Source organism: Crossiella sp. CA-258035 (assembly GCF_030064675.1).
GTDB lineage: Bacteria > Actinomycetota > Actinomycetes > Mycobacteriales > Pseudonocardiaceae > Crossiella.
Genome location: NZ_CP116413.1, coordinates 3,914,523 through 3,935,485, shown reverse-complemented (window position 1 = coordinate 3,935,485; position 20,963 = coordinate 3,914,523). Strand labels below are relative to the sequence as shown.

The 20,963-nt window shown below is 73.1% G+C and carries 20 protein-coding genes; 7 read left to right on the top strand and 13 right to left on the bottom strand.

The features are described from left to right. Nucleotides 1-99: 99 nt before the first annotated feature. From N8J89_RS17895 to N8J89_RS17860, 8 genes are read right to left on the bottom strand one after another with little or no spacing between them, the layout of a single operon-like run. Entirely contained in the window at nucleotides 100-1,686 is a 1,587-nt protein-coding gene (locus tag N8J89_RS17895; RefSeq protein ID WP_283665496.1) for a class I adenylate-forming enzyme family protein, read from the bottom strand. Then, on the bottom strand, nucleotides 1,683-3,362 hold the full coding sequence (locus N8J89_RS17890) for a CoA transferase (protein ID WP_283665495.1): 1,680 nt from the start codon (nucleotides 3,360-3,362) through the stop codon (nucleotides 1,683-1,685). The genes N8J89_RS17895 and N8J89_RS17890 overlap by 4 nt, the downstream gene beginning before the upstream one ends. Next, nucleotides 3,359-4,141 carry a class I SAM-dependent methyltransferase gene (locus N8J89_RS17885; RefSeq protein WP_283665494.1) on the bottom strand — a complete coding sequence of 261 codons (783 nt, stop codon included), beginning with the start codon at nucleotides 4,139-4,141 and terminating at the stop codon, nucleotides 3,359-3,361. The genes N8J89_RS17890 and N8J89_RS17885 overlap by 4 nt, the downstream gene beginning before the upstream one ends. Then, nucleotides 4,138-5,706, bottom strand: coding sequence for a class I adenylate-forming enzyme family protein (locus N8J89_RS17880; RefSeq protein ID WP_283665493.1), 1,569 nt, complete (start codon nucleotides 5,704-5,706; stop codon nucleotides 4,138-4,140). The genes N8J89_RS17885 and N8J89_RS17880 overlap by 4 nt, the downstream gene beginning before the upstream one ends. Continuing rightward, nucleotides 5,703-7,007, bottom strand: a complete 1,305-nt coding sequence (locus N8J89_RS17875) for a protoporphyrinogen/coproporphyrinogen oxidase (RefSeq protein WP_283665492.1) — start codon at nucleotides 7,005-7,007, stop codon at nucleotides 5,703-5,705. Before N8J89_RS17875 ends, N8J89_RS17880 begins: the two co-directional genes overlap by 4 nt. Then, nucleotides 7,004-7,942, bottom strand: coding sequence for a UbiA family prenyltransferase (locus N8J89_RS17870; RefSeq protein ID WP_283665491.1), 939 nt, complete (start codon nucleotides 7,940-7,942; stop codon nucleotides 7,004-7,006). The genes N8J89_RS17875 and N8J89_RS17870 overlap by 4 nt, the downstream gene beginning before the upstream one ends. Before the next feature lie 11 nt (nucleotides 7,943-7,953). Further along, nucleotides 7,954-9,078 carry a DegT/DnrJ/EryC1/StrS family aminotransferase gene (locus N8J89_RS17865; protein WP_283665490.1) on the bottom strand — a complete coding sequence of 375 codons (1,125 nt, stop codon included), beginning with the start codon at nucleotides 9,076-9,078 and terminating at the stop codon, nucleotides 7,954-7,956. After that, a complete protein-coding gene (locus N8J89_RS17860; RefSeq protein ID WP_283665489.1) occupies nucleotides 9,075-10,274 on the bottom strand; it encodes a DegT/DnrJ/EryC1/StrS family aminotransferase in 1,200 nt (399 codons plus the stop codon). The genes N8J89_RS17865 and N8J89_RS17860 overlap by 4 nt, the downstream gene beginning before the upstream one ends. Nucleotides 10,275-10,540: 266 nt before the next feature. On the opposite strand from N8J89_RS17860, the gene N8J89_RS17855 reads away from it, so the two are divergent. The 6 genes from N8J89_RS17855 to N8J89_RS17830 are packed head-to-tail and all read left to right on the top strand — an operon-like array spanning nucleotide 10,541 to nucleotide 16,050. Next, nucleotides 10,541-11,587, top strand: coding sequence for a Gfo/Idh/MocA family protein (locus tag N8J89_RS17855; protein WP_283665488.1), 1,047 nt, complete (start codon nucleotides 10,541-10,543; stop codon nucleotides 11,585-11,587). A 4-nt stretch (nucleotides 11,588-11,591) separates the two neighbouring features. Continuing rightward, entirely contained in the window at nucleotides 11,592-12,410 is an 819-nt protein-coding gene (locus N8J89_RS17850) for a sugar phosphate isomerase/epimerase family protein (RefSeq protein WP_283665487.1), read from the top strand. After that, nucleotides 12,394-13,650, top strand: a complete 1,257-nt coding sequence (locus N8J89_RS17845) for a M20/M25/M40 family metallo-hydrolase (RefSeq protein WP_283665486.1) — start codon at nucleotides 12,394-12,396, stop codon at nucleotides 13,648-13,650. Before N8J89_RS17850 ends, N8J89_RS17845 begins: the two co-directional genes overlap by 17 nt. Beyond that, nucleotides 13,647-14,738 (top strand): Ldh family oxidoreductase, encoded by a 1,092-nt coding sequence (locus tag N8J89_RS17840; protein WP_283665485.1) that lies wholly within the window; start codon nucleotides 13,647-13,649, stop codon nucleotides 14,736-14,738. The genes N8J89_RS17845 and N8J89_RS17840 overlap by 4 nt, the downstream gene beginning before the upstream one ends. Then, nucleotides 14,735-15,652, top strand: coding sequence for a Gfo/Idh/MocA family protein (locus N8J89_RS17835; protein ID WP_283665484.1), 918 nt, complete (start codon nucleotides 14,735-14,737; stop codon nucleotides 15,650-15,652). Before N8J89_RS17840 ends, N8J89_RS17835 begins: the two co-directional genes overlap by 4 nt. Further along, on the top strand, nucleotides 15,652-16,050 hold the full coding sequence (locus N8J89_RS17830; protein ID WP_283665483.1) for a DUF6917 domain-containing protein: 399 nt from the start codon (nucleotides 15,652-15,654) through the stop codon (nucleotides 16,048-16,050). Before N8J89_RS17835 ends, N8J89_RS17830 begins: the two co-directional genes overlap by 1 nt. A 54-nt stretch (nucleotides 16,051-16,104) precedes the next feature. Here N8J89_RS17830 and N8J89_RS17825 read toward each other — a convergent pair whose 3' ends face one another. From N8J89_RS17825 to N8J89_RS17810, 4 genes are all read right to left on the bottom strand, one after another. Then, the gene (locus N8J89_RS17825) at nucleotides 16,105-16,641 is read right to left on the bottom strand and encodes an EF-hand domain-containing protein (RefSeq protein WP_283665482.1); all 537 of its coding nucleotides are present in this window, start codon (nucleotides 16,639-16,641) and stop codon (nucleotides 16,105-16,107) included. A gap of 162 nt (nucleotides 16,642-16,803) precedes the next feature. Next, entirely contained in the window at nucleotides 16,804-18,060 is a 1,257-nt protein-coding gene (locus tag N8J89_RS17820) for a nucleotide sugar dehydrogenase (RefSeq protein ID WP_283665481.1), read from the bottom strand. A gap of 252 nt (nucleotides 18,061-18,312) precedes the next feature. After that, complete coding sequence (locus N8J89_RS17815) at nucleotides 18,313-18,957, bottom strand: response regulator transcription factor (RefSeq protein WP_283665480.1); 645 nt, start codon at nucleotides 18,955-18,957, stop codon at nucleotides 18,313-18,315. Continuing rightward, nucleotides 18,942-20,189 (bottom strand): sensor histidine kinase, encoded by a 1,248-nt coding sequence (locus N8J89_RS17810; protein ID WP_283665479.1) that lies wholly within the window; start codon nucleotides 20,187-20,189, stop codon nucleotides 18,942-18,944. Before N8J89_RS17810 ends, N8J89_RS17815 begins: the two co-directional genes overlap by 16 nt. Nucleotides 20,190-20,348: 159 nt before the next feature. Between N8J89_RS17810 and N8J89_RS17805 the strand changes: the two genes are divergently transcribed. Then, entirely contained in the window at nucleotides 20,349-20,723 is a 375-nt protein-coding gene (locus N8J89_RS17805; RefSeq protein WP_283665478.1) for a hypothetical protein, read from the top strand. Nucleotides 20,724-20,727: 4 nt separating this feature from the next. Here N8J89_RS17805 and N8J89_RS17800 read toward each other — a convergent pair whose 3' ends face one another. Continuing rightward, nucleotides 20,728-20,961, bottom strand: a complete 234-nt coding sequence (locus N8J89_RS17800) for a hypothetical protein (RefSeq protein WP_283665477.1) — start codon at nucleotides 20,959-20,961, stop codon at nucleotides 20,728-20,730. Nucleotides 20,962-20,963: the final 2 nt, after the last annotated feature.

Below are 20,963 nucleotides of genomic sequence, written 5' to 3'. Positions count from 1 at the left end.
TCTCGCTGACGGTGGACCTGGCGGACCGAGGCACCGGGGTCGGCGACCGGGAGACGGCGGGCCGTGGCCGAGGCGGGATCTGCTGTCGCCGGGCTGGGGTCAGCGGTCGGCGGCGAGGGCGGTCAGCGTGTGCCTGCACACCTTGCCGGTCGGTCCCAGCGGCAGCTCGGGCAGCACCACCAGCAGTTCGGGCAGCTTCCGGCGTTCCAGCCCCCGCTCCTCCTCCAGGTACCTGGTCAGCACCGGCAGGGTCAGCGGGGCGCTGCCCGGCCGCTGCGCGAGGCAGGCGGCCAGTCGTTCGCCCAGTTCCGGGTCGGGCACCGGCACGCAGGCCACCTCGGCCACGTCCGGATGGGTGTCCAGGTGGTGTTCGACCTCGGCGGGGCTGATGTTGAAGCCGCCGCGGTTGACCACCTGCTTGGTCCGGCCGGAGACGTGCAACCGCCCGTGGTGGTCCAGGTGGCCCAGGTCGCCGGTGCGGACCCAGCCGCCCGGCCGGTAGGCCGCGTCCAGCTCGGGCGCGGCCACGTAGCACAGGGGTGTCATCGGGCCGAGGGCGCAGATCTCGCCGTCCTCGCCGCGCGGCAGGACGCGGCCGGCCGGGGTGCGGATCTGGATCTGGGCGACCGCGGGGTCGGGCAGGCCGGTGCCGGTGGCCGGCGTGGCGCCGGTGCGGGCGGTGTGGCAGTTGACGCCGTCGGCCGAGCCGTAGACGGTGATCACGTTGGCGCACAGGCGGTCGCGACAGCCGTCGAGCAGGGTGAGCGGGAACGCGGCCGAGCTGGAGACCACCGCGCGCAGCGAGGAGGTGTCCTCGGTGGCGGACCGCGGGTGGTCGAGCAGGCGGCGCAGCATGACCGGCACGGCGAACAGGTGCGTCGGCCGGTGCTCGGTGATCGCGCGCAGGACCTCGGCCGGGTCGAACCCGCGGCGCAGCTGAAGGGTTCCGCCGAGCGCGGCCAGGGTGACCGGGACGCCGAGGGAGCCGTAGGCGGAGGCCAGCGGGGCCAGCAGCAGGTTGCGCATCGGGGCGTCGCCGTCGTGCAGGGCTCGGAGGTAGCTCGCCCGGCCACCGAGGAAGGCGTTGTGCGAGTAGGCGATCATCTTCGGCTCGGCCTCGGTGCCGGAGGTGACCAGGATGCGGGCCGGGCCGTCCGGGTCCACCGGCGGCGGGGACCAGGGCTCCGCGGGCACCGGGGCCCGGTCGAGGGAGACCGCGTCCCCGGCGGCGGGGCCGAAGGTGAACACCGGGCACGGCGTGGGCAGGTCGGCACGGGCGAGGGTGATCAGCGCGGCGGCGCGGGCGCGGCCGAGCAGGCTGAGCGAGTCGCGCCTGCCACGGCCGTACGGGTAGGGCAGGGACACCGCGCCGAGTGCGGCCACGGCCAGTTCGGCGGCGACGGCCGACCGGCCGTTCGGCAGGTGGATGCCGATGATGTCCCGGGGGCCCAGTCCGGCGGCGCGCAGCGCGGTGGCGATCCGGCGGACCTCGCGGTCCAGGGACCGGTAGTCCAGGCAGCCCTGCTCGTCGACGACCGCGGGCCGGTCCGGGTGGGCTTGGACCTGGTGGGTGAAGGCGGTGTGGATGTCCTGGTCGGGGCACCATCCTTCGCGGACCCACTGCCTGCGCAGCGCCTGCGGCACCAGGTCGCGCAGCACGATGCCGTTGTTCGAGGTCCAGCTCATGTGAACGTCCAGGGCGCGGTGGGGGCGAGGTAGCCGTCGGCTTGCCGCAGCACCTGCTCGAACCTGGGGTCGCCGGACAGCGTGGCCAGATCGGTGCACACCGCGGTGGCCGGCACCCCGAGCGCGGCCAGCCGGTCCAGCCAGAAGGCGGTGGGCCTGCGGGCGCAGCGCAGCACGAGCTGGGCGTAGCCGGGCGGGTGGGGCAGTTCGAAGGCCCTGGCCGCCGCCGGGCCGTGCTGGGGATCGGCCGAGACGGCCAGCCAGCCGTCCACTGTGGACAGTGGTTCGCGGCGCGGGGTGCGCGGCAGCCTGCGCAGCACCGCGGCCGCGGACAGCAGCGAGGAGTCGACCCGGCGGCCCCTGCCCTCGCGGAAGCGGGCCAGCAGCCCGGCCAGCACGCCCTGGGCGCACACCAGGCCGCCCAGGATGTCGGTGAGCGTCATCAGCGAGGTGGTCGCCGGTTCCCTCGGCGGCCGGACCTCGGCGGCCAGCCCGCTGTAGGCCTGCACCATGAAGTCGGTGCCCAGCGGCGGCCGGGCACCCAGTTCCGCGCCCCAGCCCGAGGCCCAGGCGTAGACCAGGCCCGGTTTCACCCTGACCAGGTCCTCGGCGTCCAGGCGCAGCTGGGCGGCCTTGCCGGGCGCCCAGTTGTGCAGGAACACATCCGCCCCAGCGGCCAGCGCCAGCAGCCCGTCTCGTCCGGCCGGGGAGTGCAGGTCCAGGCGCACCACCTGTTTGCCGTCGTTGATCGCGCGGAACCGGGCCGAGGTGTCCCCGGCCATCGGCGGCATGCCGCGCAGCAGGTCCCCGCCCGGCGGTTCGACCCTGATCACGGTGGCGCCCAGCAACCGCAGCAGGTGCCCGGCCAGTGGACCCTGCAACCGTCGCCCGGCCTCGATCACCACCAGCCCGTCCAGCGGTGCCAGCCGGGCCACCGGCCGTGCCGACCGGTCGGCCGGGCCCAGTGGGGTGAGCTGCCAGGGCGGCAGGTCGGCCAGGGAGCGCTCGGCCGGGCTCAACCGCAGCACGCTGACCCCGGCCAGGTCGGCGGCGGCCTCGATCGCGCCGAGGGAGACGCCGTTGGCGGCCCGGAACAGCGGTTCGGGCAGTGGGCAGGTGGCGGTGGCGTAGCGGTGCTGGAACGGCCGCCAGCCGGCCCGGACGGCGGCCGGGTCCGCGGCCAGCACGGTCCAGAACCGGTGCCAGCGCTCGGCTTCGAAGGTCTCCAGCTCGAACCGCGCGCCGTCGGCGGAGACGAACGGCGGCCCGCCGGGCAGCAGGGGTTCGGCCCAGTCGTCGGCCGTGGTGCTGGCGGCCAGGTACTGCGAGACCGACAGCAACGCGGCCTGCGCCACCGAGGTCTCCACCCGGCGCAGCGACAGCCCCCGGCGCCGGGCCACCAGCATGGCCAGCACCCCCTGGGTGGCGAGCACGCCCGCGACCACGGTGGCGTAGTCGACGTTGAGCAGGGTCGGCCTGCCGAAGCGGCGGCCGTGCACGTGCGCGATGCCGCAGGCGGCCTGCACGGTGGTCTCGTCCACCAGCGGCGCGGCCACCGGTCCCGCCCAGTCCAGCACGCACTCGGCCTCCTGGTCCCGCACACCCATGGCGTGCAGCTGACGCCAGGCCAGGATGCGTGCGGCCGCGGCCTCGGTGGCCTGCCGGAGCGGGCTCACGGCCGCCTCCCCTGCACCGAGTAGAACACCGGGGAGGCCGCGCGGAACCCGGGATGGGTCAGCAGGGCACGGAGTTCGGTCAGGTCCTGCTCGGTCATTCCGGCCGCCAGCAAGAGTTCTCGCAATCGGTGGGTGTGGTTGATCTGGAGTCGCACCCCCGGTGAGCCCGGATGCCACTGGGTCAGGTGCGGGACCGGGTCGACCTCGACCAGCCCGGCGGCCCGCATCGCCTCGGCGGCCCGGCTGCCCCAGCAGCCGTCGCCGCCGGTGGCGGCCATCGCCTCGGCCTTGGCGGCCAGGAAGCGTTGGTACAGCTGGGCTCCGCGCCGGTCCGGGGTGAGCAGGGCGGGACCGTAGCCGATGTCTAGGTCGTCGAGTTGCAGCAGGCCGCCGGGGCGCAGCGCGCCGATCATCCGGTGCAGCACCGGGATCCGCTCCGGCAGCAGCGGCAGCACCTGGCGGGCGTGCACCAGGTCGAAGGCGGCCTCGGGCAGCGGATCGTGCCGGATGTCGTGGCGCAGCACGGAAAGCCGGGGCCTGGTGACCAGGTGCCGGGGGTTGAGGTCGGTGGCCAGAACCCAGCCGCCGGGCCCGACCCGCTCGGCCAGCCAGCTCGCCACGCTGCCGTTGCCCGCGCCCACCTCCAGGCAGCGCCAGCCGCCACCCACCCCGGCCTGGAGCAGCCGGGCGCGGGTGATGGGGTCGTAGGCCTCGGCCAGGCAGCGGTGCTGGTCGGCGGCGTGCGCGCTGGTGTTGTCGGAGAAGGCGGGCGCGCTCATGTCCAGCGCCCGCTGCCGTGCCGTTCCGCCCTGCCGAGGAGTCGCTCGAGCAGCTCCTGCCGCCGGACCTTGCCGGTGCCGGTGCGCGGCACCTCCGCCCAGGTGAGCGGGACCGGGCCGGCCATGGCAGGCAGGTCGCGGATGGCCCGTCGCCAGGCGAGTTCGGACAGGGTGCCGTTCGCGGTGACCAGCACCGGGATCGGCGGCTGTCCGCGCACGCCGAGCACCACGGCCTCCAGCACCTCCGGCAGCCGTTCCTCCAGCAGGTCCTCGGTGCGCACGCAGCTGAGCTCCGGGGTCTGGTCGACCTCGCGGTCCAGGAACAGGATCGCGCCGGTGCGGGTGCGCTGGCCGAGGTCGCCGGTGTTCCACCAGCCGTCGGTGTCCTTGGCGGCGAAGCGGTCCGGCTCGCCGACGTAGTCCAGACAGCGGGCCCTGGTGCGGGCCAGCACCAGTCCGGTGCGGCCGGGCGGCAGCGGGGCGAAGGTGCGGGGATCGACCACCCGCAGCCGGGTTCGTCCCGGCAGCGGACGGCCGAGGTTGCGGGTGGTCGGCTCCGGATCGTCCCGCCGGGCCAGTGCTTTCCTGGTGAGGAAGCGGAAGGTGAGCGGTCCGGTCTCGGTCTGCCCCCAGCCCTGCATCCACAGTGGACGTTTGCGCGCGGAGGCGTGCAGGTAGGCGCGCACGGTGGGTGGGTGCATGGCGTCGTAGGTGCTGACGTAGAGCCGGACCCGCCGGAACGGGTTGTCCGGCTCACGGGCGAGCCCCTGGTGGCGGACGAACCAGGACGGCAGCGCCTCCAGGGTGGTCGGCGGATGTGCCGCCAGCAGCGCCTGGTCCTGCTCGCCGCTGAGAATGAGGATCCGTTGCGGGGCAAGGCAGAGCACGCTGGCCGTCCAGCAGAAGGTGCGGCCGTGGGCGAAGGAGCTGGCGCTGGCCACGGTGTCGCTGCGGCGGGTGCCGAGCACCGGCCAACGGATCGACTCCAACCGGGCCAGCCGCCCGATGATCGTCGCGGTGGAGTGGGTGACCAGCTTCGGCAACCCGGTGGTGCCCGAGGTGTGGTTGATCACCAGCGGCTCGTCGTCCGCGCGGCGGCACGGGGCGGGTGCGGGGTGGCCCCGGACGTCGTCCAAGGTGAGCACCCCGGCCGGGCCGTGGTCCAGGGTGAGCGTGCGGCGGGCCAGCGCGGGCAGGTCCCCGGTGGCCAGGTGCCGGCCGGTGGTGACCAGCACGGCCGGGTCGAGGCGTTTGAGCAGCACCTCCACCGACTCCGGCGGCAGCTGGCCGGAGAGCAGGGCGGGCACCGCGCCGAGCCGGATGGCCGCGCAGGCCAGCAGGTCGTAGTCCCAGTGGTTGTCCTTGAGGATGACCACCCGCTCGCCGCGCCGGACCCCGGCCGCGGCCAGCCAGCCCGCCGCCGCGCGCACCAGTTCGGCCAGTCCCGGCAGGTCGTAGGTGGTGACGCCGGGGGCGATGTCGAAGGGGCGGTCCAGGTGCACCAGGGTGCGGGAGCCACGCTCGGCGCACTCCTCGAACAGCACGCCCATGTCGTGCGGTCTCATGCGGTCTCCCTTCGGCGGGTGCGGGGGCAGGCGGCCTGGATTCGTTGTGCGGCCAGCAGTGCGCTCTCGATGGCGGCCTCGCTGTTGGGGCGGGCCAGGATCCAGTCGCCCGCGTACTCCACCGGGCTGGGCGGCCTGCGCAGGAACGCCGGTTGCAGCCGCAGCGCGAGCGGGGTGGCCTCGGGCAGTCCGTGCCGGAACCGGTGGCTGTGCGCGGAGATGGTGGCCGCGCGCAGTCCTGGCACGTACCTCGCCGCGGCCCCGGTCAGTGTGCCGACCACCTCCTCCTCTGGCGCGTCCAGCAGGCCGGGGATGGCGCGGGGCGCGGCGAGCAGGGTCAGCAGTCCCCTGCCGGGTGGCGCGCGGTCCGGGTGTTTGGCGTGGTCGACGAGGATGCCGCCGAGCACCCCGTCCTCCCGCTCGGGCAGCAGCAGGCAGTACAACCGGCCGGCGCGGCGCGGGGCCAGCGGCCGGTCGAGCAGGCAGCTGACCTTGAGCATCGGCGTGTAGGTGCTGGCCGTCAGGTAGGGCAGTTCGCGCGCGGGCGGGTTGGCGTAGAGGGCGCGGGCCTGCGGAGCGGGCAGGCACAGCACCACGGTGCGCGCGGTCACCGGGCCCGCGTCGGTGGTGAGCGTGGCGAACCCGTCGCGGGCCACCACTTTCCGGACCGGGCAGCCGGTGACCACGTCGAGTCCTTCGGCCAGCAGGCGGGCCAGGGTGTCCATGCCGTCGCGGTAGGTGCGCCATCCACTGGCCGGGCCGACCCTGCGCAGCAGGTCCAGGAACGGGGCCACCGCGGAGTGTTCCGGGCGCCAGCCGAAGAACCCGCCGGTGACCGGTTGCAGCAGGTACTCGCCGATGTCGGGGTGGTAGCGGCCGGCGAACTCGGCCACGGTGTCCGCGCCCGCGCGGCTCGCGCCGGTGGCCATCAGGCGCACCAGGTCCAGCCGGGCCCGCCAGGACAGTCCCGCCCCGGTGAGCAGTCCCCGCGGATCCGCCACGCCGGGGTGCGCCCGTCCGTTCCGCCACACCCCGACCCCGGCCCGGACCTTCGGCACGGCAACGGGATCCACGCCCAGTTCGGCCAGCAGCCGCCAGGTCTGGGGGTAGCCGCGGCCGGAGATCTGCTCGGCCCCGGTGTCGATGGTGTAGCCGTCCTCGCGCACCGAGGTCATCCGCCCGCCGACCTGCTCGGCCGCCTCGAACACCCGGACCGAGCGGCCGGTCGGCCGGAGGGTGTGCGCCAGGGCCAGTCCGCCGATCCCGGCCCCGACGATCGCCACGTCCAGGTCACCGCTCATGACTGCCGCACCACCAGGTTGACCACGATCAGCAGCACGGTGGTGATCCGGTGCACGTGGATGCCCATCCGGCGCGCCCGCAGGATGTCGCCGTGCCGGAAGCCCAGGGTGAACTGCCAGCCGCGCAGGATCAGCGTGGGCGCCAGCGCGAAGGCGAACCACCACGGGACGAGCCCGAGCAGCGGCGCGCCGACGATGAGCGCCATCTCGGCCAGGGTCAGCGCGAGCACGAACCGCCGGTTGCCCGCCGCCGAGGTCATGGTGGCCACCGTGATCCGGCCGACCGCCCGGTCGCCGCGCACGTCGTTGGTGTTGGAGTACACCCCGAACAGCAGCGGCCCCAGCCCGAACAGCGCCGCCTGCACCAGCACCAGCCCGCTCAGCTCACCCCCGGCCAGTCCGTACGGGGCCAGCACCAGCACCCAGCCGATCGCGGCCAGGTAGCACTCCTGCAGGCCGATGTAGCTGAGCTTGAGACCGTAGGAGTACTGCGGGTACAGCACCAGCATCAGTGCGGTGAGCGCCAGCGCCCACAGCGGCGGCTCCGGCGCCAGCCCCACCGCCGCGGCCCACAGCAGCGCCCCGGTGGCGAAGGCGGCCCAGGCGAACCGGCGCACCTGCTCGGGGGTCAACGTGCCGGCCACCAACGGTTTCCGCAGTTTCCGGCGGGCCGGGGCGTCCGGGCCGTAGTTGATCGCGTCGCTGCCGTCGCGGTACCCGGTGAGGTCGTCGAAGGCCACCAGCGAGGCCATCAGCACCACCTCGCCGAGCAGGAACAGGCCCAGCAGCACCAGGATCCGCGGATCGGTGAGCAGCCCGAGCGGCAGCAGGCTCAGCACCAGCGGCAGGCTCAGGTAGTAGTCGAAGATGTCCAGCTTGGCCAGTCGCGCGTAGGTGCGGATCCGGCCCTCGGCCCTGGGCGCCGCGGTGGTCATGGCGGTCTCCTTCATCGGGTGCCCGCCCCCGCCGGGGTGCCGGCGAACGCGCACACGGCCTCGGCGATGTGCTCCACCTGGGCGTCGGTGAGGTGCGGGTAGATCGGCAGGGCCAGGATCTCCCGGCAGGCGCGCTCGGCCTGCGGCCAGGAACCGTCGGTGGCGAAGGCGGGCTGGCGCGGCAGCGGGCTCGGGTAGTAGACGTGCGTGCCGACCCCCTGTTCGGTCAGGTGCGCGCGGAGTTGTTCGCGGTGCCGGGCGCGCAGGCAGTACACGTAGTGGCAGCGCCCGTTGGTCCCCCCTGGTGGCGGCTGGATGCCTTGGGCGGCAAGGGGTTCGAACCGGGCGTTGTAGTACTCGGCGATCTCCGCGCGACGGGCCAGCCTGCCGGGCAGGCCGGGCAGGCGGTGCAGCTGGAACAGCGCGAGCAGCTCGTCGAAGCGGCTGTTGTAGCCGATCCGGTGGTGCTGGAACCGGGTGCGGCCGTCCTGTCCGTGGTTGCGCAGCATCCGCACCGCCCGGCCCAGCTCAGGGTCGCCGGTGACCACCGCGCCACCCTCGCCGACCGTGCCGAAGGTCTTGACTTGCACGAAGGAGTACACCCCCGCCTCGCCCCACAGCCCGGCCGGACGCCCGTCGAGCACCCCGCCCTGGGCCACCGCGGAGTCCTCCAGCAGCCGGACCCCGTGCCGCGCGGCCAGTTCGGTGAAGCGCGGCATGTCGGCCATCACCGAGAACATGTGCGCGGGCAGCACCACCTTGGTGCGCGGGGAGATCAGCGCCTCGGCCCGGTCCGGGTCCATGGTCATGGCCACCGGGTCGATGTCGGCGAACACCGGCCGCGCGCCCAGGTTGACCACGGTCGACGCCAGTGGGGCGCAACCGAACGCGGGCACCACCACCTCGTCGCCGGGGCCGACCCCCATGGCGTGCAGCAACAACGTCAGCGCGGAGGTGCCGCTGCCACACGTGATGACCTCCGCGCCGCCGAGCTGCTCGCCCAGCGCCGCCTCGAACCGCGCGGTGTGCTCGCCCAGGATGAACCGCTGCGCGGGCGAGGTGCCCAGCTGGTGCAGCAGGTCCAGCAGCACCGAGCGGTCGGCGTCGAACAGGTCGTCGGGGAAGAACGGGATCATCGCGCGCCCCCGGTGTAGAACTCCTCGACCGCCGCGCACACCCGGTCCAGCTGCGCGAAGGTCAGGTCCGGGTACAGCGGCAGCGCCAGTGCCCGCTCGGCGGCCGCCTCGGCGACCGGGAAGTCCCCTCGGCGGTGTCCCAAATGCGCGAAACAGGGCTGGAACGGCAGCGGCGTGGGGTAGTAGGTCTCGGTTTCGATCCCGCGCGCGGCGAGGTGCCGGGCCAGGCCGTCCCGGTCCTCTCCCTCGATCAGGTATACGTAATATGCCCCGACGGTGTCAGTATTTCTGGTTATTACCGTCGGTAGTCTCGTAATCCCGAGAATCCGGGACAACCGGGCCGAATACCGGGCCGCCAGCTCACCGCGCCGGGCGATGTCGGCGTCCAGCCGGGTGAGCTTGGCCAGCAGCACCGCGGCCTGCAGGTCGTCCATCTTGCTGTTCATCCCGGACAGCCCGGTCTCGTTGCTGATCCCGGGGAAGTGGTCCAGGGTCCGGCCGCCCCGCCCGTGGTGGCGCAGCGCGGCCACCCGCTCGGCGATGCCCGGATCGTCGGTCAGCACCGCGCCCGCGTCACCCAGCGCGCCCAGGGTCTTGGTGGGGAAGAAGGAGAGCACCCCGCCCGCGCCGAGCAGCCCGGCATGCCTGCCGCCCCAGCGCATCCCGATCGCCTCCGCGCTGTCCTCGACCACGGTCAGCCCGGCTCGCCGGGCCACCGCGCCGATGCCGTCCAGGTCGGCCAGCTGGCAGAACAGGTGCACCGGCATGACGAACCGGGACCGGGGCGTGATCGCGGCGGCCAGCGCGGCCGGGTCCATCGCGTAGGTCTCCGGTTCGACGTCGACGAACACCGGCCTGCCCCCGGCCAGCACCACCGCCGAGGCCGAGGCGATGAAGGTGTAGGCGGGCACCAGCACCTCCTCCCCCGGCGCCAGCCCGGCCGCGCGCAGCAACAGCACCAGCGCGTCCGTGCCGCTGTTCACCCCGAGTGCGAACCGGGCGCCGGTGTAGGCGCACAGAGCTTGTTCCAGTTCCGCGACCTGCCTGCCGTGCGAATACTTGCCGTGCGCGACAACCTGCTCGACGCCACTGCTGATCAGCGGCCAGAGCTGCTGGAACGAGGCGGACTGGGAGAAGAACGGGACCGTCCCGGAAAACGGAACAGCGGTGTGCGCAGGGCTGCTCAGGGCGGCCACCTCCGGCTACTCTCAGTGTTCATGCTCACGACCGAGCGTAGGAATCACGCCTGGCTTGTCGAGGGCCCAGCGCACTTTCGGAGACAGGTTCACCTCTTCTGGTACCGGATACATTTCCCGCCTTGACAGCCGTTCGCCGGAGCGTGAATGTGCGAAGAGCTAACCGCACCGGAAATTGTCAGCCGGCAAACGATGTCGGCTGACTGACTTCGCGCTGTCCGGGGTCCGGAACTCGGACCCGCCGTTTCGGGGTGAACGGGTAGAACATGTTGCAGACGTTTGTCGTGGGGCTGGGCCGGGCCGGTGCGGAGCTGCACCTGCCGATCCTGCTGCGGGCCCGCGAGTCCGGCGCCCATCCACGACTGTTCGACCCTGGACCGGTGCTCGCCTGCGACACCTCCGCACCGGAGACCGCACCGGCCGGGGTGGTGCTCACCAGCAGCATCGCCGAGGCCGCCGCCCAGCTGGAGCCGATCCGCACTGTGGTGCACCTGTGCACCCCGCCGACCACCCGGCCTGCCGTGCTCGCCGAACTCGCCGACCACGGCTTCCGCAAGATCGTCGTGGAGAAGCCGCTGGCCATCAGCCTCGCCGACCTGGCACGCCTTTCCGAGCTCCGGCAACGCCGCTGGCTGGATCTGGTGGTGGTCGCGCAGTGGCAGTCCAGCGCGCTCACCCAGCGCCTGGAGGACCTGGTGCGCGGCGGCGCGCTCGGCGCGCTGCGCCGGATCAGCATGGCCCAGCACAAGTCCCGGTTCCGCCGCTCACTGCTCTCCAGCGGGCACCCCACCGCCTTCGACGTGGAGCTGCCGCACTCGGTCGGGGTCGCACTGCGCCTGGCAGGGCGGGCGGAACTGGTGGAGGCCAACGCGTTCGACCTGACCAGCGAGGCGGGCACCCGGCCCGGTCTCGGCGGAGCCCGGCTCACCCTGCGGCACGGCAACGGGGTGCGCACCGACATCACCTCCTCGCTGGTCTCCCCGGTGCGGGAACGCCGGATCACGCTGACCTTCGACGGCGGCGAGGCGGTCGGGCACTACCCGGTGAGCGCGGACGACCACTACGCCCAGCTGGCCGTGCGCACCCCGGAGCGGACGACCAACCTGAGCTTCCCCGACGACTCGTTGACCACCTTCCTGCTGCACACCTATCGCCGCTACCAGCGACAGGCGCCCTCGACCACCTCGCTGGTGCTGCAGTGCGAGGTGGTGCGCCTGCTCGCCGAGGCCAAGGCGCACGCCGGCTACGCCGAGCCAGAGCCCGCGCTGGTCCCGCCCGCCCGCACCGCCGAGTCGCCGCTCCGTGTCGGCTGAACCGTTGCGCCGCACCGGAATCGGCGACGAGGCCGCGCCGGACCTGGCCGGTCAGCTGGCCGCGGTCCGGCGGCTGGGCTGGTCGGCGATCGAGCTGCGCACCGTGGACGGCGTGTGGCTGGCCGACCTGCGCCCGGATCAGCTGGAGCTGGCCGGGACGGAGGTGGTGTGCCTGGCCTCGCGCATCGGCAACTGGTCCCGCCCGATCAGCACCCCGCTGGCCGCCGACCTGGCCGAGCTGGACCGGCTCATCGAGCACTGCCACCGGCTGCGCTGCCGGTACGTGCGGATCATGTCCTACCCCAACGACGGCCTGCCCGAGGCCGAGTGGGCGCGCCGGGTGATCGACCGGATCGCCGCGCTGGCCGAGCTGGCCGGGGCCGCCGGGATCACGCTGCTGCACGAGAACTGCTCCGGCTGGGCGGGCGCCAGCGCGGCGAACACGCTGCGACTGCTGGAGGAAGTGGGCTCCCCCGCGCTGAAACTGTTGTTCGACACCGGAAACGGCATCTCCGCCGGGTACGAGGCCTACGACCTGCTCACCCGGATCGCCGGGCACGTGGCGCACGTGCACGTCAAGGACGCGGTGGCCGGGCCGGTCTACACCGTGCCGGGCGCGGGCCAGGCCAGGGTCGCCGACTGCCTGCGGCTGCTGCTCGACCAGGGCTACACCGGCGCGTTGTCCCTGGAACCCCACCTGGCACTGCGACCGCACGAGGGCCTCCAGCACAGCGGCGAGGCGGCCGAGTCCTACCACCAGGCCGGACTGGCCCTGGAAGCCTTGCTGAGCCAGGAGATGAGTCGCCGTGTTGCGACCGGCTGACCACCGGCTCCTGCTGGACCTGCTGGAACTGCCCACCGCGGGGCCCTTGGAGCTCGACGTCACCCCGCCCCGGTTGTGGGAGGCGCAGCGGGCCTACGCGGCGGCGGCCGCCGAGTTCGGCATGGACACCGTGCACCACGCCCCGGCCGACCCCTCGGCCGCGCGCGGACCGGAGGTGCCCAGCGCGGTCCGCGCCGCCGCGGCCGACCCGGACTTCCTGGCCTGCCAACCGAACCTGGTCCTGCGGCTGGGCCCACAACTGCCCAGGGCCAGGACGGTGATGTTCAACGTGCACCTGGACACCGTGGCCGGGGCCGAACCGGTGGGCTTCGACGGCCACCGCTTCACCGGCCGCGGCGCGATCGACGCCAAGGGACCCGCGGTCGCGCTGCTGGCCGGAATCCGCGCCGCCGCGCCACAACTGCGCCCGGACATCGGCGTGCTGGTGCAGGCGGTCTCCGGCGAGGAGGGCGGCGCGCTCGGCACCATCGGCACCCGGCCACTGGTGGAAGCCGGACATGTGGGACGGCTCAACGTCTTCTGCGAGCCCACCGGCGGCCACTACCTGCCCCGCGCCACCGCCGCGATGACCGCCTGCGTGCGGGTGGACGGCCAGGACGCCATCGACGACACCCCCTACGCCGGGCACAACGCCACCGTGCTGCTCGGCTTCCTGGCCCAGCACCTGGCCGGGGCACTGGACTCCCGGCACACCGACGGCGAGGTGTGCGTGGCCGGGCTGCACACCGGGCGGCTGCACAACCGGGTCTACGGCTCCGGCAGCCTGCTGCTCAACCTCTCCTACGCCGAAACGGCCTCGGCCACCAGGCTGGCGCAGGAGGTCACCTCGGCCGTCCACGAAGGACTCATCGCCTTCCGCCGCCGCTTCGCCGGCAGCCGCCAGTTCGCCCGCACCGCCGCCGACGCCGCGGCCATCACCAGCCTGGACTGGCACAAACGCGGCCTGCCCGCGCTCACCGGCGCCGACCCGTGGGCGGAGAACCTGTTGACCGGACTGGGCATCCCGCGCTGGCCCGAGGATCGCCCCGCGTTCACCTGCGACGCGATCTGGCTGGCCGGGGTCCCGGACACCGCCACCGTGGTGCTCGGCCCCGGCACCCTGGACGGCAACAACGCGCACGCCACCGGCGAGTTCGCCGACCTGGCCGACCTGGAGGCCTTCGCCGCCACCGTGTGCGGCCTGCTGCTCGCCTTCGACCACCAGATCGGAGCCCCATGACCGTCAACGGCCTGGCCACCCGAGTGTCCACAATGGACATCCTTGACTGGACCACCGAGGTGTTCCGCGCCCTCGGCCTGCCACCGGGCCGGGCCCGCGCCTCGGCCGCCGCGCTCTGCCACGGCGACCTCACCGGCATGTCCTCGCACGGCCTGGCCAACCTCAGCCGCCTCTACCTGCCGCTGCTGCGGGAGAACCGGGCCGACCCGGCCGCCGAACCCGTGGTGCTCACCGACCTCGGCGCGGCCGCGCTGGTCGACGCCCGCCGCGCGCTCGGCCTCTGGCAGGCGAGCGAGGCGATGACCGAGGCGGTCAACCGGGCCCGCGTGCACGGCATCGGCCTGGTGTCGGTGCGCGGCGCCACCCACTTCGGCTGCGCGGGCCACCACACCGCGCTGGCCGCCCGGCACGGCATGATCGGCCTGCTCGCCGGGAACTGCGGCCGCCAGCGCATCGCGCACCCACCGGGCGGCGCGGTGCCCATGCTCGGCACCAACCCGCTCAGCGTGGCCGCCCCCGCGGGCTCGGGCCACCCGTTCGTGCTCGACATGAGCACCACCGTGGTGCCCACCGGGCGCATCAGGGCCGCCGCCCGCGCCGGGGAGCCGATCCCGCCCGGTTGGCTGTCCGATGTGGACGGTCAACCGGTGACCGACCCGGCCGCCTTCGACCGGGGCGAGGCGCGGCTGCGCTGGCTCGGCGGCGACCCGGAAACCGGCGCGTTCAAGGGCTTCGGGCTCGGGCTCGCGGTCGAGGTGCTGGGCGCGCTGCTCTCCGGCGCGGGCACCGGTCCCAGCCGGGCCGCCGCCGGAGGCGACCGCGGCCGGGACGACGACATCGGTTTCGCCGCGATCGCCATCTCCCCCGCCGCGCTGCGGCCCGACAGGTCCTTCCAGCGGCAGGCCGGTGAGCTCTTCGGCGCGCTGCTGAACTGTCCGTCCACAACGGAGGACGGCGTGCGCTATCCCGGCTGGCACGAAGGCGAACGCGCCGCGGGCTACCTGCGCGAGGGCGTGCCGGTCTCCGCCGCGCTGCACGCCGAGCTCGACGAGGTCGCCGCCGAACTGGGCATCGGGCGGCTGGCATGAGGATCGGCGTCATCGGACTCGGCGTGATCTCCCGGTTCTACCTGGCCGCGCTGGCTGAGGTGGACGGGGTGGAGCTGGCCGCGGTGTGCGACCACGACCCGGAAACCCTTGCCCCGCACCGCGGCCGGGTCTCCTGCCACACCAGCCACCTCGACCTGATCGACCGGCCCGGCCTGGACGCGGTGGTGGTCACCGTGCCCAACGACGCGCACGTCCCGGTCTGCCGGGACGCCCTCGCCGCCGGACTGCCGGTCTGCGTGGAGAAACCGCTGGCCACCACCCTGGCCGACGGGCGCGCGCTGGCCGAGCAGGCCCGCGCCGCCGGACTGCCGCTCTACACCGCCTTCCACCGCAGGCACAACGCCGCCGCGCGGGCCCTGCTGGACCGCCTGCCCGCACTGCCCCCGGTGGTCGCGCTGCGGGTGCGCTACCTGGAACGCATCGAGGACCACGTCGGCCGGGACCGCTGGTACCTCGATCCTGAGCGCTGCGGCGGCGGGTGCGTGGCCGACAACGGCCCCAACGCCTTCGACCTGGTCCGCCAGTTCCTCGGCCCGGTCCAGCTGACCGCCGCCGACATCCGGCGGGACGAGACCGGCGTGGACCGGCAGGCCCTGCTGCGCCTGCGCTCGGCGAGCGGCGTCCCGGCCGAGGTGGAGCTGGACTGGTCCTACCCCGGCGAGGTCAAGGACGTCTCGGTCACCCTCGCCGATGGGCAGGTGCGGCACGCGGACCTGCTCGCCGGGCACTCGGAGTTCAAGGGCTCGCTGTGGCACGAGTACCTCGGCGTGGTGCGCGAGTTCGCCGGCCTCGTGCGCACCGGCGGCGACCCAGCCGACGGGCTCGCCGCGCTGGCCCTGGTGGACGCCGCCTACCAGGCGGAACTGGCCCTGCCGAGTGGACGGGAGAGCTGATGGAGGAGAACGGGCCCAAGCGGGTCATCGGCGGAGTGCTGGTGAAGGTGCTGCTGCACCGGCGCACCGAGCGCGGGATGCGGCTGGAGGAGCACGCCAGCCGGTGCGTGCGGCGCGGCGAGGTGCACGAGCTGGTCACCACCGACCACCGGGAGACCGCCCCGGGCAGCCGGATCGACCGGGTCGGGTTCCTGGGCTTCGCCGAGATCACCGACGCCGGGGTGATCGACCGCGGCGACCAGGTGTGGATCGGCGGCCACCACGTGGGCACCGTGCTCGGCTTCGACGCCTGCCACTTCCCCAACCACTACAACATCCTCATCACCGCGCCGGTCCCGGTCAGCGGCGCCGACCTGGACCTGCGGCCTGAGCAGGCGGTCCGGTTCAGCTACGACTGAGCACAGGGCGACGCCCCCGGAGCCAGGCTTCCGGGGGCGTCCGGCCGTGCCGGGTCAGCGACCCAGCAGCGGCACGTCGAGGGTGCCGTAGTGGAAGTCGCGGACCGCGTTCACCAGCTCGTCCACCGACAGCGAGCCGTTGCCGCTGGTGTCGATGGCCTGGAACGCCGAGTCCGCGTCCGCCCCGCTGACCCCGATCGCCTTGAGCCACGTCTTGAACTCGGCCGGGTTGACCTCACCGTCGCCGTCGGTGTCGCACAGGTCGACGATGGCCCGGATGGTCGGGCGCAGCAGCCTGCTGAAGCCGACGTCACCGTCCTTGAACATCAGCTTCTCGTTCACGGCCAGGAACTGGTCCTGGGTCAGCGCCCCGTTCGGGCCCACTCCGGCCTCGCTGGCCTGGTACTCGAACATGCCGATGAAGGCATCCCGCACCGCCCGCCCGCGCGGTGACTCCGGGCTCTCGCCGAAGGCCTTGATGATGCGCATCGCCTCCGCCTCGTAGTCGGAACGCTCAATGCGGCCGTTCCCGTTGACATCCCACTTCTTGAAACGCTGGATCTGGCGCTCGTTCTTCACGGCGGTCGTCATGGAAGTTGGACTCCTCGCGAAAAAGGGGTGAACAATGGCGACAGCAAGTAGGCGGAGGCTTGCCGGTGACTCGAACCTAAGCCAGCCGAATCAGAAAGGGCACTCGGCCCACCAGGCTGCGTGAAAAGTCAGCTGAATGCGGAAAATGTCACAGACGGTCGGTCAGAGGTGGGCCACACTCCCTCCCGGCACCGTGCCACGGGTGTCGAACAGCAGCCGCGCGGCGCGGGCCAGCCTGCTCGGCTGGTAGCAGCGGTGGTCCTGCAGCAGGATGGTCAGCTCGGCCCTGCCCAGCGCCGCCGCCAGGTCCAGTTCCCTGGGCACCGGGACGTCGGCGACGACAAACCGGCTGGTGTGCGGGTCGTGGTAGCTCAGGTCCGCGCCGCGCCGCCGCAGCGCCTCGACCACCGCGAAGGCGGGCGAGCCGCGCAGGTCGGGCACATCGGGCTTGTAGGTCACCCCGAGCAGCAGCACCTCCGCGCCGGCCAGCCCGCCCGAGTCGGCCAGCAGGTCCGCGGCCCGTTCCGCGACGTAGTCCGGCATGCGCTCGTTGGCCTGGAAGGCCGCGTTGACCAGCGAGAACTCGAAGCCGGTCGACTCGGCCTTGCTGAGCAGGTAGCGCGGGTCCACCGGGATGCAGTGCCCGCCGACGCCGGGACCGGGGGTGAACGCGGCGAAGCCGTAGGGCTTGCTGGCCGCGCAGTGCAGCACGTCCCAGACGTCGATGCCGGCCTGGCGGCAGAACACCGCGACCTCGTTGACCAGCGCGATGTTCACCAGCCGGAAGGTGTTCTCCAGCAGCTTGGCCATCTCCGCCTCGCGGGTGCCGCTGGCGATCACCACGGTGTCCACCAGGTCCTGGTAGAAGGCCGCCACGTGCTTGGCGCACAACGGGGTGTGGCCGCTGACCACCTTGGGCGTGTTCCGCAGCCCGTACCTGCGGTTGCCGGGGTCGATGCGCTCCGGGGAGAACCCGAGGTGGAAGTCCTCGCCGGCGCGCAGGCCGGAGCCGCGCTCCAGGATCGGCCGGAGCACCTCATCTGTGGTGCCCGGGTAGCTGGTGGACTCCAGCACCACCAGCATGCCGGGCCGCAGCCGGGCCGCCACCGTCTCCGCCGCGGCCCGCAGCGGGCCGGGGTCCGGGCTTCCATCGCTGGTCAGGCCGGTGGGCACGCAGATCACCACGGTGTCCGCGGCGGCGATCACCGCCGGGTCGGTGGTGGCCTGGAAACCGGTCGCGAGCAGGGCCGAGACCTCCGCGGGCGCCACATCAGGGGTGGTGGGGCGACCCTGGTTGAGCTGGGCCACCACCGAGGGGGACAGGTCGTAACCGGCCACCGCCAAACCGGTCGCGCCGGCCAGCCTGGCCAGCGGCAGTCCGACATAACCCAGCCCGATGACAACGAGGTCCAATGGCACGTAAAAGCTCCTAGCTGCATGGACGGAAATTCCCTGCTCCCAGGTCATGAATGTGGGCCAATGGGGGTTCGACGACCGCTTGCCCATTTCGACGTTACCAGTGAGTCGCCTGTTTCACCGGGTGTATTGCATCAGCACCTGATGGTTTGGCGGATGCCGATGATCGGCCGTTTCGGTGGCCTTCGGTGAGCTGGCGCGGCCGGTGAAGACTCGACTGGTCTAATTGGCTCACGCCTTCGGTGAAGACCCGGCCTAAGCCTTGTTGAGGTAGGTCAGGACGGCCAGCACCCGGCGGTTGGTGCTGTCGTCGGTGATGCCGAGCTTGCCGAAGATCGAGGTGGTGTACTTGCTGATCGCACTCTCGCTGAGGAACAGCCGCTGGCCGATGGTGTGGTTGGCCAGTCCCTCGGCCATCAGGGCGAGCACCGAGTGCTCGCGTTCGGTGAGCCGTGCCAGCCGCCGGTTGGACGTGCCGCTGGTCAGGAGTTTGGCGATCACGGCCGGGTCGATCGCGGTTCCGCCGCCGGCGACGCGGGTGAGGGCGTCCATGAACTGGTCGGCGTCGAAGACGTTCTCCTTGAGGAAGTAGCCGACTCCCCCGGCGCCGTCGGCGAGCAGTTCGCGGGCGTAGAGCTGTTCGACGTGCTGGGACAGGATCAGCACCGGCAGGCCGGGGATCTCCTTGCGGGCGGCCAGCGCGGCCCGCAACCCTTCGTCGGACTGGGTGGGTGGCATCCGGACGTCGACGATGGCGACCTCCGGGCGGTGGGTCAGCAGCGCGTCCAGGGTCTCCGGTCCAGTACCGGCGGTGGCCACCACCTCGTGCCCGAACGCCTCGAGCAGGCGGACCATGCCGTCGCGCAGCAGGTAGAGGTCCTCGGCTACCAGGATTCGCATGGCACCATCATCCGCGCTCGGGTCGGGCCGCCGGGCGGGCTGTCGATCTCCAGGGTGCCGTCGAAGACCGCGAGTCGGCGGCGCAGTCCGTCGAGTCCGCCGCCGGGCCGGGCGAGCGCGCCGCCCCGGCCGTTGTCCGCCAGCTCGACCACGATCGCGTTGTCCTGGCGGGTGATCGCGATCCGGGCTTCGGTGGCGTGGGCGTGTTTGACCGCGTTGGTGAGCAGTTCGGCGATGCCGAAGTACACCGCGGACTCGATCGGCGGGTCCAGGGGCGGCAGGTCCTCGGCGCTGACCTCGGTCTCCAGCGGGCTGTCCAGGGCGAGGGCGCGCACGGCGTCGGCCAGGCCCCGTTCGGTCAGCACCGGCGGGCTGATGCCGCGCACCAGCTCGCGGATCTCGGTCAGCGAGGTGGCCGCGCCGGTGCGTGCCTGCCGCAGCAGCGCCTTGGCCTGGTCCGGGTTGGTCTCCATGAGCTTCTCCGCGGTGGCCAGGGAGAGACCGAGCGCGACCAGGCGGGCCTGCGCGCCGTCGTGCAGGTCGCGTTCGATCCGGCGGATCTCGGCGGCCTGGGTGACCGTGGCGTCCGCGCGCTGGGCGGTCAGCTCGTCCACCCGGTCGGCCAGCGCCATGGTGAAGGAGGCGCGCAGGAACCGGACGGCCACCGGTTCGAGGGGTCGCCAGGCGTACGGGGCGGTGGTCACGGCCACCAGCAGGCCGAGCAGGCCGATGCCGGGCGAGTGCTGGAGGAGTCCGAGGACCGCGACCGCCACCCCGGCCGGTGGGACCGCGGCGAGCAGGCCGACGGTGACCGGTGCGATCGCGGTGAACCGCAGGTCACGCCAGGTGGCGGGATCGCTCCACCACAGCCGCAGCCGCTGGTCCTGGCGGGCGTCCCGGCTGGTCCGCTCGTAGGAGAAGCCGTTCCACCAGTACCCGGTGGACATCCGCACCACCGGCGCGGCCTGCCGGTACCCGCCGGGGATCACGGTGCCGGTCCACCTGGTCACGAGGCCACGAGTCAGCTTGCACACCGGTCGGGACAGCGCGACGGTGCCGATACCGGCCCAGGCGAACGGCGCGAGCCAGGACCACGGGCCCGCGCCCCACCAGATCCACAGCCCCACCGCGGCCGCCCACAGCGCCGGGACCAGCAGGACGACCGCCAGCACGGCGCAGGCCCGCAGGAAGCCCGTGCCGGCGCTGGCCAGCCAGGTCACCAGCTTGCTCATGGTCCTTCCCCCTTCAACGGCTCGGTGTCCACTGTGCACCGTGCGGGGCCGGTCCGGGAGTGGGGCCAGACCCACTCCGCCGGGCGTCCAGACCCATACCGGCCCGGTCGCGCGCTGCCTAGCGTCGAGTCCACATCGGACAACGCAGGGAGCGGAAACATGAGCACAGTGAAGAAACTCGTCGCCGTCTACGGGGCGATCAGTGTCGCGGTCCTCGCCGTGGTGATCGTCCTTTCGGTCGTCGGCGGCGAGGTGAGCGCGTTCATGTGGGGTCGCGCGGGCGGCATGGTGGCCAGTGCCGTGGTGACCTACTGGCTGGCCGAGCGCGCCGCGCGCGGGGCCCGGTGGGCGTATGTGCGGGTGCGGATCATCTGCGTGGTGGTGCCGATCGCGGTCATCGTCATGGACAGCATCCCGGGCGCGCTGCCGGTGTGGTTCGCCGCGACGCAGATCGCGGGCGCGCTCGCGCTCATCCCGGCCGCGGTCCTGGTCAACCGGGCCGGGCTGCGCGCGGCCTTTCCCAAGCCGAACTGACCGGTCATTCCTCGGTGGCGCTCGCCCTCCCCTCCGCGGTGTAGCGCAGCAGGAAGGCGAGCACCCCGGCGATGGCCGCGGTGACGCAGGCGAGGTCGGTGACCGGGCCGCCGAAGGTCTTGACCAGCGAGCCGGAACCGATCAGCAGGCCGAGGGACTGGCCTGCCACGGCCAGCACCCCGGCGAGCAGGAACGCGAGCAGGCACAGGCGGGTGGCGGTGAGCAGGACGCGGTGCACGG